Genomic DNA, 15,857 nt, shown 5'->3' with positions numbered 1-15,857 from the left:
CCGAAAGGGAGGGGTCATAGGGTGTTCAAAGGCTGGCCACGAACTTCTTGTACGCCGCCTCGTTCATCAGCCCTTCCAGTTCGCTGGCATCGGCGATGCGCAGCTTGAAGAACCAGCCATCTTCCTCGGCATCGCTGTTCACCAGCGCCGGCTCGTCCTCGAGCGCGCTGTTGCTTTCGACCACTTCGCCGGAGATCGGTGCGTAGACATCGGACGCGGCCTTGACCGATTCCACGACGGCGGCATCGTCGCCCTTTTCGAAGCTTGCCCCTTCGGCGGGTAGTTCGACGAACACGATGTCGCCCAACTGCTCCTGCGCATAGTCCGTGATGCCGACGGTGGCGATTTCGCCCTCGACATCGATCCATTCATGTTCGTCGGTGAAATAACGGCTCATGATGATACTCCCCTAGGAAAAGTCGGTCACGCCTTGCGGCGATAGCGGTGCGGAACGAACGGCATCGGCGCGACGGTCGCGATGATGCGGCGACCCCGCACCTCGATCTCCAGAGCTTCGCCCGGTCCCGCATGGGGCAGACTGACCCAGCCCATGGCGATCGGCGCGCCCACGGTCGGCGCGAAGCCGCCCGACGTGACTGTACCCACCAGCACGTCGCCGGCGAAGATCCGAGCCCCCTCGCGTGCGGGCACGCGCCCTTCAATCGCCAGCCCCACGCGCTTCGAACCGGGGCCATCGGCCAGTTCCTTCATCACGCGGGCATGGCCGATGAAGCCGCCTTCTTCGCGGCGGCGCTTCTGGATCGCAAAGCCCAGATCAGCGCCGATGGTGCCGACGGCGGGCGTCAGATCGTGGCCATAGAGCGGCAATCCCGCCTCCAGCCGCAGCGAATCGCGCGCGCCAAGGCCGATCGGCTTCACCTGCGGCAGGGCGCACAGCGCGTCGGCGAGCAAGGCCGCATCTTCACCCGGCACGCTGATTTCGAAACCGTCCTCGCCGGTATAGCCCGACCGGCTGATCCACAGCGTCACGCCGCGCCAGACGAATCGGCCCGACTGCATGAACAGAAGATCGGCCGTCCCGGGGATCAGGCTGGCCAGCGCGTCGCCCGCTTCCGGCCCCTGAAGGGCGAGCAGCGCCTGTTCGTCCATATGGTTCATGACGACTTCGTCCGGCAGATGTTCGATCATCCAGCCGATATCGTCATATTTGGTCGCGCCATTCACGACCATGTAGATCGCTGCGTCGTCGAATGCGCCATCGCCGAGCCGGGACACCATCAGGTCGTCCAGAATGCCGCCGTCCTCGTCCAGCAGCATGGAATAGCGCTGGCGAAAGGGCTTGAGCCCCCTGATGTCGGACGGAAGCAGATGTTCCAGGGCGTCGTCCACGCCGTCGCCGGTGAATGTCAGCTGCCCCATATGGCTGACGTCGAAAAGCCCGGCATGCTCGCGGGTCCAGCCATGTTCGGCCATGATGCCTTCATACTGGATCGGCATGTGGTAACCGGCGAAGCCCACCATGCGTGCGGCTTTCGCACGATGCCAGGCATCGAGCGGCAGCGGCTGCAACGGCAACTCTTCTTCGAACTGGGTAATGTCGTCAGTGCCGGACATGAAGGCAGCCTTTCCGTGCGAGTGTCGGTGCGACAGCGGGATGGCCCGGAACCGGACCTGCCCTTCTGCCACCCCCTCTGTCACGGAACCTGAGAGCTTTGACCATTGCCTTGCGGCCTGATGGCTTACCCCTTCGGTGGGACGGGGCAATCCCGTCCGCTTTCCAGAGTGCCTTGCGCGCGATGCGGTCCGTTGGCCTGAGAGATTCCGGGGCGGTTGCTCCTTCGGCGACGGGATGGCCTGAAAGGCTTCCCATACTCTCCCGCATCATGCCCCGACACCGAATCTACGATGCCGGGCGACCATGTCGGCATCGCCCAAAGGACAGGCTGCGTCAATCCGCCAACGCGACCTCGCCGAAGATTTCGGCATGACGCTTTTCCGCATAGCGGTCGGTCATGCCTGCGATGAAGTCGGCCACATGGCGGCTGCGGCCCGGTTCATCGGCCCGGCAATCGTCGCGCCATTCGGGCGGCATCAGGTCCGGCCGGTCGTGATAGGCGCGGAACAGGTCCGTCACGATGACCCGTGCCCGGTCCGCCGCCGCCATCTGGTCCGGATGGTGGTAGAGCGTTGCGTACATGAAACGTTTGAGTTCGCGTTCCTGCGCCGCCAGTTCGGGCGAGAAAGCGACCAGCCCGTGCCCGAGGGACCGGACGTCATCGACCGTTTCGACGCCGGACGCGGCAATGGCGCGTGTCGTTTCGTCGATCAGGTCCGTCGCCATGACGCCGATCTGTTCGCGCACCAGTTCCCTTTGCAGGCGCTCATGCGCCACATCGGGATAGCGAGCCTGCACCCTGTCCCAGCAATTGCGCACGAGAGGCACCTCCAGCAATTGTTCGAGCGTCAGCAGGCCCGCGCGCAATCCGTCGTCTATGTCATGGTTGTCGTAGGCGATGTCGTCGGCCAGCGCGGCCAGTTGCGCCTCGATCGACGCATGGCTGCGCAGGTCCAGCGGAAACAGGCCGTCCAGTTCCCGCATCGCCCAGCCGGGCCGTTCGACAGGACCATTATGCTTGGCCAGGCCTTCCAGCATTTCCCAGCTCAGGTTCAGCCCGGGAAAGCGTGGATACGGGCTTTCCAGCAGCATCAGCGTGCGGAGCGTATGGGCGTTGTGATCGAAACCGCCATGGGATTCCAGCATGGCTTCCAATGCATCCTCGCCGGCATGACCGAAAGGAGGGTGGCCGATGTCGTGGGCCAGGCACAAGGCCTCCGTCAGATCTTCGTTCAGCCCCAGCGTTCGGGCAATGGCGCGACCGATCTGGGCGACCTCCAGGCTGTGCGTCAGCCGCACCCGATAATGGTCGCCATCGGGCGACACGAACACCTGCGTCTTGTGACGCAGCCGGCGAAAGGCGATGGAATGGATGATGCGGTCGCGATCGCGCTGAAAAATATCGCGCGGCCCGCGCCGCTCGCCGCCGGGTTCGGCATGAAGGCGGCCCCGGCTGGCGGCGGGGTGACAGGCATAGGGCGCGAGCATCGTCATGCGACGCCCCTTACTCGCCTCCCAGCCGCTCGACCACCTCTCCCGCGTCGCTTTTCCAGGCGAACACGTCGGCGCCCGCCGCCTTCAGCTTGCCTTCCAGGTCCTTTGCCCGCGTGAAGCTGGGAAATGGCCCCAGGAGCAGCCGGTTGGTCTGTCCCCAACCCGCCACCCAGGCATCCTGGGGTGCGATACTGTCATATTTGCCGCGCAGCCTCTTCATGGTGAATGCCAGCGCCGACTTGCTCTGCCCGACCCCGACCTGCAGCCAGTTACGCGAAGGGTTGTCGGCCAGCCTTTTCTTTTCCTCGGCCTCCTTCTTCGCCTTGGCATCGGCTTCCGCCTTGGCCTTGGCCGCCGCTGCCTTCCTGGCCTTGTCCGCCGCAGCGGTTGCAGCGGCCCGCCGTTCGGCCCGGCGCGCGGCCTGCATTCTGGCGATTTCATCCAGGTCGACCGCAGCAACGCTGGTTTGCCGTTCGCTGTCCGGAACATCGATCGCGTGAATGATGTCGGCCAGCGTCCGGGTTGCTTCGGGGTCCGGCGTCTGCACGGCCGCGGGCGACGGCAGAGGCTGGACGCTCGAAGCGGCGCCGTCCGTTCGCGCCGGGGCTGGCGTAGGCGTAGGCGACGCCGAAGGTGCGGGCGCCCGTGCCAGCGCAATCGCGTTGAGTTGCGATGCGGAGGATGACGGCGGCTGCGTCGCAGCGGGCGATTGATCGATAGATTCAAAGCCCGGGGCTGGCGGTCCCTGCACTACGCGCGTGGGCGGAGGCGCCGGGGTGGCAGGCCCATCGGTTGATCCCGACGCGGACGGCAGCGCCTGGACGGTCCGCACGCCGCGATCCGGCAAAGGCTGAACCATATCCGACGATGGGGTCGGAGGCGCCGGTGCGACCGGTTCTGGCGATACCTGGACCGCGGTCGGCGTCGGGGCGGGTGACGGCGTCGGCACATTTTGCGCCGTCGCGATCCGGACACGCCCCTCCTCCCTGGCGAGCCGGGCGGCCTCCCTCTGCTGACGCCGTTGTTCCGAGCGGCTCAGACGCTTGACGGGCGCAGGCCTGTCCGCGGGTTTCTCGGACGCAGATGCGACGGATTGCTCCGGCGGTGCAATGGTGGATGGCGGCGGCGCGGTCGGCGCGACTGCGGCGATAGTCGTTCCGACCTGGGTCGGAAACTGCCCGAAATGCACCGCCGCCGCCTTTTGCGCCGCCGTCAGATAGGGCATTTTGCGCATATAGGGCTCGATCGCGGCCGCCAGCTGCGCGGGCATGGTCTGGGCCGCGAACTTCTGTGCCTCACCTTGCCGATTGTTCATGGCGTAAATGAACGCGCGATAGCGCCACGCGGCGCGGTCGCTTTTGTAGAGCAGAGGTTCCAGTATCTTTTCGGCGGCTGGCACCTGCCCCGAAATACCGAGCGATGCCGCATAGCGCCGGATCAATTCCGGATCGTCCGGCGAAGTCTTCATTGCCGCGGCATAGTCGCGCTGCGCGCCCGCCTGATCGCCCGCCATGTCGCGCGCCAGGCCGCGGTCGCTCAATATGGTGGTATCGGGATAGCCCAGCCGGGCGGCCTGATCGAACAGCCTCAGCGCTTCGCCAGCATTGCGCAGTTTCAGCATCACGCGCGCGAGACCAGCCTTGATCCGACCATTGCCGCTCTCGATCGCATCGGCGCGGGCGAAGAAACCCGCCGCGCCATGGGGGTCGTCCAGCGCCAGCGCCGCCTCGCCCGCACCGATCAACGCCTGCACATCGCGCGGATTTGCGGCCAGCCGCGACAGGTTGCGGCCAAGGTCGTCCGCGTCCGACGGACGAACGAGCTGAACCTGGTCGGTTTGGGCATGCGCGAGGCCCGACATGAGGACGCCGCAGAGAATCCAGGAAAGAGACCGTATCACGGCGTCGCCTTAACCGATGCAACCTCACTTGGGAAATGCGCTCCACGAAAAAGCGCGCCGATCCGCCTCGGAAGACGGATGGCGCGCTTTTTCGTGGAGCGGCGCGGGGACACGCCGCCTCTGTCGATTACTGGTTGCTCTGACGGTTCAGGAACCGGGGAATGTCGACTCCGGGGGCCGCGTCATCCTGTCCCGCCGTCTTTTCGCTGCCCCGCGTCAGGCCGGCCATGCGTTCGAACAATGTACCGCCCGATGCGACCCGGGGCGCGGGCTGGGCCGGAGCCGCAGGAGCGGGCTCGGCGGCTTGCGCGCTGTCTGCGCCCAGCACCAGCTCGTCCTCGTCCGTGCCTTCATCGGAAAAGACGGCGGCGGGTCGCGGCGGCGCAAAGGGCGCCTGAGGCGCGGGAGCAGCGACCGGCGCGGGCGCGGGCGCTTCGGGAACATCGAGTTCCAGCGTTTCTTCGGCAGCGGGTTCCGCCGCGGGCGGCGCGGCCTGCTGCTGCGGCGCGGCCGGCGCCGGCTTGGCTTGCGGCACCGCCACCGAGGGGCGGCTGGCAAAGCTGAAGGGCTGGGTCAGAGGCGCCGCCTGCGCACCGACGTCGTTGTCGATCCCGGTGGCGACCACGGACACGCGGATCTTGCCGTTCAGATTGTCGTTGAAGGCACTGCCCCAGATGATGTTGGCATCCGGATCGACCAGTTCGCGGATATGGTTCGCCGCTTCGTCCACTTCCATGAGGCGCATGTCCTCGCCGCCGACGATCGACACGATCACGCCCTTCGCACCGCGCATCGAGACGCCGTCCAGCAGCGGGTTGGCGATCGCCTTTTCCGCTGCCTGAAGCGCGCGGCCGTCACCTTCCGCCTCCCCGGTGCCCATCATCGCCTTGCCCATTTCTCCCATCACGGAGCGCACGTCGGCGAAGTCGAGGTTGATCAGGCCCGGCATGATCATCAGGTCGGTGATCGAGCGCACGCCCTGTTGCAACACCTCGTCCGCCATCTGGAACGCTTCCTTGAAGGTCGTGTTCGGATTGGCGATCAGGAACAGATTCTGGTTCGGGATGACGATCAGCGTATCGACATGCTTCTGAAGCTCCTCGATGCCCGCGTCCGCCGACTTCATGCGGCGATTGCCCTCGAAGGTGAAGGGCTTGGTCACTACGCCGACGGTCAGGATGCCCCGCTCGCGCGCAGCCTTGGCAATAACGGGAGCCGCGCCGGTGCCGGTGCCGCCGCCCATGCCCGCGGTAATGAAGCACATATGCGCGCCTTCCAGCGCCTGCTCGACCGAATTGATCGTTTCCTCGGCGGCAGCCTTGCCGATTTCCGGACGCGATCCTGCGCCCAGGCCCTCCGTGATCTGCGGGCCGAGCTGGATACGCCGTTCGGCAGGGGAACTGTTGAGCGCCTGCGCGTCGGTGTTGGCGACGATGAAATCGACGCCCTCCACCGAAGCGGCGATCATGTTGGCGATGGCATTGCCGCCCGCGCCGCCGACGCCGATGACCGCGATGCGCGGCTTCAGTTCGTCCACATGGGGCGGGCTGATCTCAATGCTCATATATTCTGCTCCCTCAGCTTCCTCGTCAGGAAGCGAAACCGTCATCATTTGTTAACACCAGAAAATAGGGGATTTCACCAGCTATTTTCGTCTATCTGTCAATTCGCTCAATAGTTCGCCTTCATCGCCCGCATCATGCGCTGCCACCAGAGGGGCGATCCCATACGATGCACGGTCTGCGGCGCGGGCGCCATCGTGCGGAGATCAACCGGGTTGGAAGCGCCATAAAGCGCGAGTCCTGCCAGCGTCGTGAAGGCCGGGCCGCTATGCGCCTCGGGCAGGGCGGACAAGCCCCGCGGGCGCCCGATCCGCACCGCGCGGCCCAGCGCGCCCTGCGCATAATCGGCAATCCCCTTCATCTCGGCGCCGCCGCCGGTCAGCACGACCTGCCGTCCGGTCGAATTGAAGCCCATGCCCGACAACGCGCCGTTGACCTCGCTCATGATCTGGTTCAGCCGCTCACAGATGACGCCGACCAGCGCGGCGCGCGTGATTTTGCCGCCCTCCGCATTGGGCCCGGCGGCCTGGCCGGGCATCGCAACGTCACCATGCGGCGGCGCGATTTCGATCATTTCGCGAAAATCGCGCGGATTCTGCATGGCGGATCCGTAGAAGCATTTGACCCGCTCGGCCTGGCTGCGGCGGATGCCGAAGGCAGACGCGATGTCGTCGGTGATGTCCGCCGCACCGATGGGGATGGAATGAAGGCCCACGAGCATGCCGCCCGCATAAAGCGAGACGTTTGTCACGCCCGCACCCATTTCGACCAGCGCGACGCCCAGGTCCCTTTCCTCTTCCGAAAGGCAGGCAAGCCCCGTGGCAATCGGCGCGGCGACGATCGAATTGACGTTGAGATAGGCCCCGCGCACGCAAAGGTCGAGATTGGCGAGTGGCGCACCGTCGGCCAGCACGACATGGATGTCCACGCCGAGCAGGTCGGCGTGCATGCCCAGAGGCTTTTTCACCGGCACCTTGCCGTTGATGGTGAAGCATGTCGGCTGGGCGTGCAGGACGATGCGGCCATCGGGGTCGATACCTTGCTGGCCGGTGGTCAACAGGTCGTCGACATCCGCCTGCTCGATGCGATACCCCCCCATGTCGCGTTCGACCGTGACGACATCGCTGACGAGCGAGCCGCCGGAAAAGCTGACCCACACATCCTCGATATTGGTGCCCGCCACGCGCTCGGCCTGCTCGACCGTTTCGCGGACGGCCAGTTCGGTACGTTCCATGTCGGCGATGAAGCCGCGGCGCACGCCCCGGCTTTCCCGCTGGCCGGTGCCCAATATTGCCAGTTCGCCGGTGTCGGTGCGCCCGGCGATCAACGCCGACACCTTCCAGGAGCCAATGTCGATCGCGGTAATGAGCTTTTCGACCTTGGGCTGCGCCATGGTTTAGCCTTCCTCGCCCTTCGCCGGCGTTGCCGCCGCATCCATCGGCCTGTCCTCGACCCGTCCCTGCGGCAGACGCAGGACAAAACGGTCGGGGTCGCGCATATCGAACTTCACGATGCCCCGGCCCAGCAACCGGTTAACTCCGTCCATCCGTGCGAAATTTACTAGCGCCGACGCGGATTCCCGGTCCCCCTCCGGCAGGGAGAGGGTTTCACCGGACTGAAAGCGCAAGTCCCAGCGCCGGTTCCCTACCCATGTCGCGCCGGCCAGCATCGGCTTCAGGGCGGGCGCATTTTCCATCAGCGCCGCCAGCGCACCCGTCTGCCGATTGGCATCGGGGCCGACGACCAGCGGCAGGTCCGGCATGGCGCTGACCGATACGGGCTGAAGCACGGCGCCACTGACGTCGATCAGGTGAAGCTGACCGTTGTGCTGCCACACCGCCACCGGGTCCCGCTCCACGATGTCGACCACCAGCGTGTCGGGCAGTCGGCGGGAAATGCGCGCGTCCTTCACCCAGCCCAGCTTGAGCATTTCGGTCCGGACCTTTGGCAGGTCGAGCGACAGCATGGACCGGTCAACCTGTCCCAGCGCGATGTTGTAGACCGGCATCTCGTCCATCCGCTCGACGCCGCGCACTTCGACCTTTTCGACCTCGAAACCGGCACGCGATGCCAGCTCGGCCGCCTGCTTGTGCGCCATCGATGGCAGGCCGAATATGATCCCCAGGCCGATGAGGACGGCGCAGACGATCCCGACGATGACCCAACTCGCCATGCGCTGCAATGTCGCTTCGCTGACCGGCAGGGCCTCGATCAGGCGATCGATCCGACTCTGGCGCTTGAGCGTGCGGCCACGCCCCTTACCCGTTCTGTCCCGGGCGCTGCTCAATCGCGCGGCGCCCCCGCGCCTGATCCGTGCCTCAGCCATGTTCCCGTCCCCCGGCGCGGTCCAGCGCCTCCTGAACAATAGTCTCCACCAACGTGGCATAGTCAATGCCCAGCTTCGCCGCCTGTTCGGGGACGAGGCTGAGAGGGGTCATGCCCGGCTGGGTATTGACCTCCAGCAGATAGAGTCCGCTCACGCCCCGGCTGTCGTCCCAGCGAAAATCGGAGCGCGACGCCCCCCTGCACCCCAGCAAACGGTGCGCTCGCAGCGCTATGTCCTTGCAGGCTTCGCTGATTTCGGCCGGGATCTCGGCCGGACAGACATGCTCGGCCATGCCGTCGGTATATTTCGCGTCGAAATCGTAGAAACCGCTTTTGGGCCGGAGTTCGGTGACCAGCAAGGCCCGGTCGCCAAGCACCGCAGTCGTCAGTTCGCGACCGCGAATATAGGGCTCGGCCAGCAATTGGGGAAAATCCTGCCAGGGGCCAGCGCTGTCGCGCGCGATAGGGTTGCCATAATTTCCGTCCGCCGTAACGATGGCGACACCTACCGAACTGCCTTCGTTGACCGGTTTCAGAACATAGGGGCGCGGCAGCGGGTCGGCGGCGAACAGGCTTTCGCTTTCCACGACATGACCGCTCGGCATGGGGATACCGTGCGGCACCAGCGCCTGCTTGGTAAGCTGCTTGTCGATCGCGATCACCGACGTGGCGAGGCCGCTATGGGTGTAGGTCAGGCCCATCAGATCCATCATGCCCTGCACCGTGCCGTCCTCCCCCGGAACGCCGTGCAGCGCGTTGAACACGACATCGGCCCTCGCTTCGGCGAGGCGGGCGGCGACGTCGCGATCCATGTCGATGCGGGTGACGCGGTGGCCGCGCGATTCAAGAGCCGTGGCGACGCCTTCCCCGCTGGAAAGCGAGACGGGGCGTTCCGCCGACCAGCCGCCCATGAGGACGGCGACATGCCAGGGGCCTCTCATTTCGCTAGGCCCACGCGCTGGATTTCCCACTCAAGCTCAACGCCGCTCCTTTCCCTCACGCGCCTGCGCACCTCCTCGCCCAGCGCCTCTATGTCGGCGCTGCTTGCGTTGCCGGTGTTGAGCAGGAAATTGGTGTGCTTCTCGCTCACCTGCGCGCCGCCCATCTTCAGGCCGCGACAGCCCGCTTCGTCCACCAGCGCCCATGCCTTGTGACCGTCCGGATTCTTGAAGGTGGAGCCACCGGTCTTGCTGCGCAGCGGCTGGCTGGCTTCGCGCGCGGCGGCGATGCGGTCCATTTCCGCCTGAATCGCAGCCGGTTCGCCCGGTTGGCCGCGGAAGGTCGCGCTGGTCACGACCGCACCTTCGGGCAGGCTGCTGTGGCGATAGGTGTAGGCGAGGTCGGCATTGGACAGCGTCACCCGCTCGCCCGAGCGGAGGACCACGTCGCATTCGAGCAGGATATCGCAGGTTTCGCGGCCATAGGCGCCGCCGTTCATCCGCACGAAGCCACCGACCGTACCGGGAATGGAGCGAAGGAACTCGAGGCCCGATATGCCCGCGTCGCGCGCTGTCGACGATACGAGGATGCCCGACGCGCCGCCGCCGCAGCGTAGCGTCGTCGCGTCGATCGCCTCCACCGTTGCGAAGGGCTTGCCCAGCCGCACGACCACGCCCGGCACGCCGCCGTCGCGGACGATAAGGTTGGACCCGAGGCCGAGCGCCATCACCGGCTCCGACGGATCGAGCGCGGCGAGAAAGGCCGACAGGTCGTCCGCGTCCCTGGGCTCGAACAGCCATTGCGCCGCGCCGCCCGTCTTGAACCAGACAAGCGGCGCCAGCGGCGCGTATGCCGTCAGCTTGCCGCGAACCGGGGGAAGGGACAGGATCGCCGTCACGCGCTCTCCGTGACTTTCGCCGCCACGGCGACCGAAAGGCCGGCCGCCCATTTGGTGATGTCGCCCGCGCCCAGGCAGACGATCATGTCGTCGGGCTGAAGATCGGCGGCGATATGGGCGGCAAGGTCGGCGGCATCGATCACCGTTGCCGCGTGGCGATGCCCCCGTTGTTTGAGGCCCGCGACCAGCGTCGCGCTGTCCACGCCCTCTATGGGCTGCTCGCCAGCGGTGTAGACCGGGGCGGCGTAGACGATGTCGGCGTCGTTGAAGGCCTGCTGAAATTCGTCCATCAGGTCGCGCAGACGGGTGAAGCGGTGCGGCTGGACCACGGCGATGACCCGGCCCTTCGCCCCTTCGCGGGCGGCGGCGAGCACGGCCCTGATCTCGACCGGGTGATGTCCGTAATCGTCGATGACCGTTGCGATCCCCTGGCCCGCCGGAATTTCCCCGACCTTGGTGAAGCGGCGCTTCACGCCTCCGAACTTGGCGAAGCCGGTCTGGATGGTCGTGTCGTCAATGCCCATCTGAAGCGCCACACCGATGGCGGCCATGGCGTTGAGCACATTGTGCCGGCCAGGCATCGGCATTTCGATCCCCTCGATGCGGCGGACCGAACCATCGCGATCGCGGATCTGCACGTCGAAGCGGTTGCCCCCGGGGATGGACTGGACATTTTCGCCGCGAATATCGGCCTGCGCCGAAAAGCCGTAGGTGACGATACGGCGGTCCTGCACGCGCGGCAGGATGGCCTGCACCTCGGGATGGTCGAGGCACAGCATCGCTGCACCGTAAAAAGGCACGTTGCCCACGAACTCGACGAAGGCGTCCTTCACCCGGTCGAAGGAGCCATAGTGATCCAGATGCTCGGGATCGATGTTCGTGACGACGGCAATGGTGCCGTCCAGGCGCAGGAAGCTGCCGTCGCTCTCATCGGCCTCCACCACCATCCAGTCGCTGTTGCCCAGCCGCGCGTTCGACCCGTAGCTGTTGATGATGCCGCCGTTGATGACGGTCGGGTCCACCCCGCCCGCGTCGAGCAAGGCGGCGATCATCGAGGTGGTCGTCGTCTTGCCATGGGTGCCCGCGACCGCGACGGTGGATTTAAGGCGCATCAATTCGGCCAGCATTTCGGCGCGGCGGATGACGGGTACCCGGGTTTCCAGGGCCAGTTCCACCTCGGGATTGCCGCGCTTGATCGCGGTCGAAGTGACGACCACGGCGGCGTCGCCCAGATTTTCGGCCTTGTGGCCGATCATCACCCTTATCCCCTTGGCGCGCAGCCCTTCCACGACATAGCCTTCGGCAACATCGGATCCCTGAACGCTATACCCCAGATTGTGCATCACTTCGGCGATACCGGACATGCCGATGCCGCCGATGCCGATGAAATGGATCGTGCCGATGTCGGTGCCGACACCCTTCATGCGGGAACTCCCTGGAGATTGAGGCTGGTCGGCGCCGGGCCGACGCGGACGGGATCGTTGACGATGGGCGCGTGGCCGATGCTTTCCAGCAAATCGGCCATGTCGCGCGCAGCATTGGGACGGCCGCAATTCCAGGCGCGTTTGGCCGCATTCTGGAGCGCGCCCGGTTCCATCGCCATCTTCTGCATCTGCTTGGCGAGTTCGACCGCGGTGAACCGCGCTTGTGTGATGGTGCGCGCGCCACCCGCCTCGGTCATTTCCCGGGCATTGGCGGTCTGGTGATCGTCCATCGCGCTGGGCAGCGGAATGAGGATGGCCGGACGTCCCGCGCAGGTCAGTTCCGCCAGCGTCGACGCCCCGGCGCGCGCGATCACCAGATGCGACCAGCCCAGCTTTTCCGGTACATCGTTGAAATAGGTTGCAAGGTCGGCGGGGATTTCCATCTCCGCATAGAGCTTGCGCACGCGATCGATATCCTCGGCCCGGCATTGCTGCGTCACCTGAAGCCGGCGCCGCAGCGCGACAGGGAGCATCGACAGGCCTTCGGGAACAACGCGGGACAGGATCGTCGCGCCCTGACTGCCGCCGATCACCAGCAGGCGGAAGACGCTTTCGTCGGTCAGTGCGGGAAATTCCTCGTCACGCAGCGCCTTCACTTCCTCGCGCACCGGATTGCCCACCAGATGCACCTTGGCATCATATTTGTCCTTCAGCCGCTCGACGCCGGGATAGGCAGTGGCGATGGCATCCACACGCCCGGCGAGCAGGCGGTTGACCCGGCCCAGCACCGCATTCTGTTCATGGATGGCGGTTGGAATGCCGTCTGCCAGCGCCCCCAGCAAGGCGGGCATGGCGGGATAGCCGCCGAAGCCGACGACGGCGGTAGGCCGGAAGGTTTCGTTCAGGCGCCGCGACATCGCGCGACCGGCCAGGATCGCCTTGAGCGCACCGGGCCAGCTTGCCGGATTCCTGGTCATGCGGCCGGCGGGCATCACATGGACCTGCGCCCGGTCGAAGATGCCGGGGATCTTCGCGCCCCGCTCGTCCGTCACCAATGCGACATGATGGCCTCGCGCCATCAGCTCCTCGGCCACCGCATGCGCCGGAATCATGTGACCCCCCGTTCCGCCGGCGGCGAGAACGAAGTGACGGGAAATGCTCATCGGCCACTCCATTTGACAACGGTGTGCCGGCCCATGAATGGATTGCGCCGCGTGAAGGCGAGCAGCAGGCCGACCCCGATGCAAAGCGCCAGCATAGAGGAGCCGCCATAGCTGATAAAGGGCAGCGTCATGCCCTTGGACGGAAATATCTGGGCGTTGACGCCCATGTTGATGATCGCCTGCAAGCCGAACTGCATGGTCAGTCCGGCGGCGGCCAAAATGGTAAAATTATCCTCCTCGTCCAGCAGGCGCAGCAGCACGCGGACCACGATGGCAAGGTACACACAGGCGATGGCGATGCAGGCGAGCAGGCCGAACTCCTCGCCGATCACCGAAAATATATAGTCGGTATGCGCTTCGGGCAGGCGAAACTTGTTCTGGCCGCCGCCCGGCCCCACTCCGGTGAAGCCGCCATGGGTGATAGTCCGGAAGGCGAGATCCGTCTGATCAGGGCCGGTATCCTGATTGACGCCGATGCCCAGGAAGTCGTTCACGCGCTGCCGCCCGTTTTCGTAGAACATGTAGACAGCGACCAGCCCCATGAGCGCCACGCCGCCCATTGCGCCGATGAAGCGCATGGACACGCCCGACAGCAGCAGCAGCACGCCCCAGCAGGCACAATAGATGACGGTCTGTCCGAAATCGGGCTGGCGCATCAGCACCAGCGCCACGATCAGCGTCATCGCGCCGGTCAGCGGGATCACCGGCAGGCTGATGTCCTTGGACCGCAGCGACAGCAACCAGGCGATGGTGACGACGAAGACGGGTTTCAGAAATTCCGAGGGCTGGAACCGGAAACCGGGCAGATCGATCCAGCGCCGGGCGCCGTTGACCGTCGAGCCAAGCAGCGGCACGGACAGCAGCATGATGAAGAAAAACACGGCCAGAAAGGTCGCCAGCCGCCGGGCCTGCGGCCGGGGCAGCATGGATATGACCAGCATGATCGGCACGCCAAGAATGACGAACACGAGCTGGCGGTAGAAGTAGAGTAGCGGATTGACCGCGACGTCGGCGGTCGACCGGTCGATCGCGGCCACCGGAGAAGCCGCCGCCACCGCCACCAGACCGATGGCCATGAGCGCCACGATCAGCGACAGGAGAACGCGGTCGATTTCCCAGAACCAGATGGCAAGCGCCGTGCGTTCGCGCGGAACGGTGCGGGCCTTGAACCCCTTCACCAATTCGCCAGCCCTGAACATCCTTGTTCCTTCCATCCTATGCTCGCCCCCCGCGCCCATCATTCCAGCGCGTTCACGGCCGCCACGAATGCGTCGCCCCGCGCCTCGAAATCCCGGAACTGATCGAAACTCGCACAGGCCGGCGACAGCAGCACGACGTCGCCCGGCCGGGCAACCCGCGCCGCACGGCGAACGGCGGCGCTTAGCATTTCACTGTCATCCACGGCCATATGGGGGCGCAGCAGATCGGCGAACATATGCCCCGCTTCGCCGATGGTATAGGCGTGGGCGACATTGGCGAAATACGGCGCACACTCGTCCAGATTGTCGGTCTTGGCGAGACCGCCGACGATCCAGTGGATGCGCGGCTTGCCGTCTTTCGCCGGCCATGCGGCGAGCGCGGGTGCCGTGGAGGCGGGATTGGTCGCCTTGCTGTCGTTGACGTAGAGGACGCCGTCCCGAGTCGCCACGGCCTGCATCCGATGGGGGAGCGAGGCGTAGCTGGCGAGGGCGTTGGCGATGGTGGCGTCGTCTATGCCGAGCGCCTGCGCCACCGCAATGGCAACAGCCGCATTCTGCGCATTGTGTGGGCCTTGCAGTGAGGGCCAAGTCAATTGATCCGCGGGATCAATGTCTCCGATACCAACTTCTATTACGTCGCCCCGTCGCACATCGACCCGCTGGAGATGGGCGGCAATCGCAACGCTTGGCTCATCCTCGGTTGCGATGACGGCGACTCCATGGCCTCGTGACTGCATGGCGAACAATCGCGCCTTGGACGCGACATAGCCTTCGAACCCGTCGTAGCGATCCAGATGATCGGGCGTGATGTTGAGCAGCACCGCGACGTCGCAGTCGAGGCTGCGGGTCAGGTCGATCTGGTAGCTCGACAGTTCCAGAACATAGACGCCCGGCCCCTTCAGATTCGGTTCCAGCGGCGGCTGGCTCAGGATGGGCAGGCCGATATTGCCGCCCATCACCGCGGGGTAGCCGGCCTGTTGGACGATATGGTGGATCAGCGCCGTCGTGGTCGACTTGCCGTTGGTGCCGGTGATGCCGACAACCTTGTGGGGCGGCAGCGTCGGGCGGGCGAGTGCGAACAGCTCGATGTCCCCGATGATCGGCACGCCCGCCAGCTTCGCACGCATGGCGATGGGATGCCGGTTGAGCGGCACGCCGGGCGACACGACGATCCCGTCGAATCCGGCCAGATCGATTTCCATCGGATCGCCAATCTCCGCCTTGCCGGCGACCAGGGCGCGCGCTTCCTCGCGGCTGTCCCAGGCGACGACCCGCGCCCCGCTCGCCACCAGCGTGTCGACCGTTGCCAGACCCGAGCGCGCCAGCCCCAGCACCGCATAAGTCTTCCCCTGGAAAGCATCCGAAACGATCATCCGC

The 15,857-nt window shown here is 65.7% G+C and carries 13 protein-coding genes and 1 riboswitch; all 13 genes read right to left on the bottom strand.

The genetic code is table 11. The features are described from left to right. Nucleotides 1-25 precede the first annotated feature (25 nt). A complete protein-coding gene (gcvH, locus tag J3E64_RS01340; RefSeq protein WP_253338806.1) occupies nucleotides 26-397 on the bottom strand; it encodes a glycine cleavage system protein GcvH in 372 nt (123 codons plus the stop codon). Nucleotides 398-423: 26 nt separating this feature from the next. Beyond that, nucleotides 424-1,575, bottom strand: a complete 1,152-nt coding sequence (gcvT, locus tag J3E64_RS01335; protein WP_253338804.1) for a glycine cleavage system aminomethyltransferase GcvT — start codon at nucleotides 1,573-1,575, stop codon at nucleotides 424-426. A 175-nt stretch (nucleotides 1,576-1,750) separates the two neighbouring features. After that, a riboswitch (glycine riboswitch) is annotated at nucleotides 1,751-1,850 on the bottom strand. A 59-nt stretch (nucleotides 1,851-1,909) separates the two neighbouring features. Continuing rightward, entirely contained in the window at nucleotides 1,910-3,070 is a 1,161-nt protein-coding gene (locus J3E64_RS01330) for a deoxyguanosinetriphosphate triphosphohydrolase (RefSeq protein ID WP_253338803.1), read from the bottom strand. Nucleotides 3,071-3,080: 10 nt separating this feature from the next. Continuing rightward, nucleotides 3,081-4,931 (bottom strand): SPOR domain-containing protein, encoded by a 1,851-nt coding sequence (locus tag J3E64_RS01325; protein ID WP_253338801.1) that lies wholly within the window; start codon nucleotides 4,929-4,931, stop codon nucleotides 3,081-3,083. A 166-nt stretch (nucleotides 4,932-5,097) separates the two neighbouring features. After that, a complete protein-coding gene (gene ftsZ, locus J3E64_RS01320; RefSeq protein ID WP_253338799.1) occupies nucleotides 5,098-6,534 on the bottom strand; it encodes a cell division protein FtsZ in 1,437 nt (478 codons plus the stop codon). Nucleotides 6,535-6,641: 107 nt separating this feature from the next. Continuing rightward, nucleotides 6,642-7,925 (bottom strand): cell division protein FtsA, encoded by a 1,284-nt coding sequence (ftsA, locus tag J3E64_RS01315; RefSeq protein ID WP_253338797.1) that lies wholly within the window; start codon nucleotides 7,923-7,925, stop codon nucleotides 6,642-6,644. A 3-nt stretch (nucleotides 7,926-7,928) separates the two neighbouring features. Next, nucleotides 7,929-8,858: a cell division protein FtsQ/DivIB gene (locus J3E64_RS01310; protein WP_253338795.1), complete on the bottom strand. Its 930-nt coding sequence runs from the start codon at nucleotides 8,856-8,858 to the stop codon at nucleotides 7,929-7,931. After that, nucleotides 8,851-9,798 (bottom strand): D-alanine--D-alanine ligase, encoded by a 948-nt coding sequence (locus J3E64_RS01305; RefSeq protein ID WP_253338793.1) that lies wholly within the window; start codon nucleotides 9,796-9,798, stop codon nucleotides 8,851-8,853. The genes J3E64_RS01310 and J3E64_RS01305 overlap by 8 nt, the downstream gene beginning before the upstream one ends. After that, entirely contained in the window at nucleotides 9,795-10,694 is a 900-nt protein-coding gene (gene murB, locus J3E64_RS01300; RefSeq protein WP_253338790.1) for a UDP-N-acetylmuramate dehydrogenase, read from the bottom strand. The genes J3E64_RS01305 and murB overlap by 4 nt, the downstream gene beginning before the upstream one ends. After that, nucleotides 10,691-12,118 carry a UDP-N-acetylmuramate--L-alanine ligase gene (murC, locus tag J3E64_RS01295; protein WP_253338788.1) on the bottom strand — a complete coding sequence of 476 codons (1,428 nt, stop codon included), beginning with the start codon at nucleotides 12,116-12,118 and terminating at the stop codon, nucleotides 10,691-10,693. Before murC ends, murB begins: the two co-directional genes overlap by 4 nt. Continuing rightward, a complete protein-coding gene (gene murG, locus J3E64_RS01290) occupies nucleotides 12,115-13,281 on the bottom strand; it encodes an undecaprenyldiphospho-muramoylpentapeptide beta-N-acetylglucosaminyltransferase (protein WP_253338781.1) in 1,167 nt (388 codons plus the stop codon). Before murG ends, murC begins: the two co-directional genes overlap by 4 nt. Next, nucleotides 13,278-14,480 carry an FtsW/RodA/SpoVE family cell cycle protein gene (locus J3E64_RS01285; RefSeq protein WP_253338779.1) on the bottom strand — a complete coding sequence of 401 codons (1,203 nt, stop codon included), beginning with the start codon at nucleotides 14,478-14,480 and terminating at the stop codon, nucleotides 13,278-13,280. Before J3E64_RS01285 ends, murG begins: the two co-directional genes overlap by 4 nt. Nucleotides 14,481-14,518: 38 nt before the next feature. Then, a complete protein-coding gene (murD, locus tag J3E64_RS01280; protein WP_253338777.1) occupies nucleotides 14,519-15,853 on the bottom strand; it encodes a UDP-N-acetylmuramoyl-L-alanine--D-glutamate ligase in 1,335 nt (444 codons plus the stop codon). Between the last annotated feature and the right edge of the window lie 4 nt (nucleotides 15,854-15,857).

Origin of the sequence: Sphingobium sp. OAS761 (assembly GCF_024168485.1) — a bacterium.
Lineage (GTDB): Bacteria > Pseudomonadota > Alphaproteobacteria > Sphingomonadales > Sphingomonadaceae > Sphingobium.
Note: the sequence above shows the minus strand (reverse complement) of the source record. Positions and strands in the feature narration are given on the sequence as shown.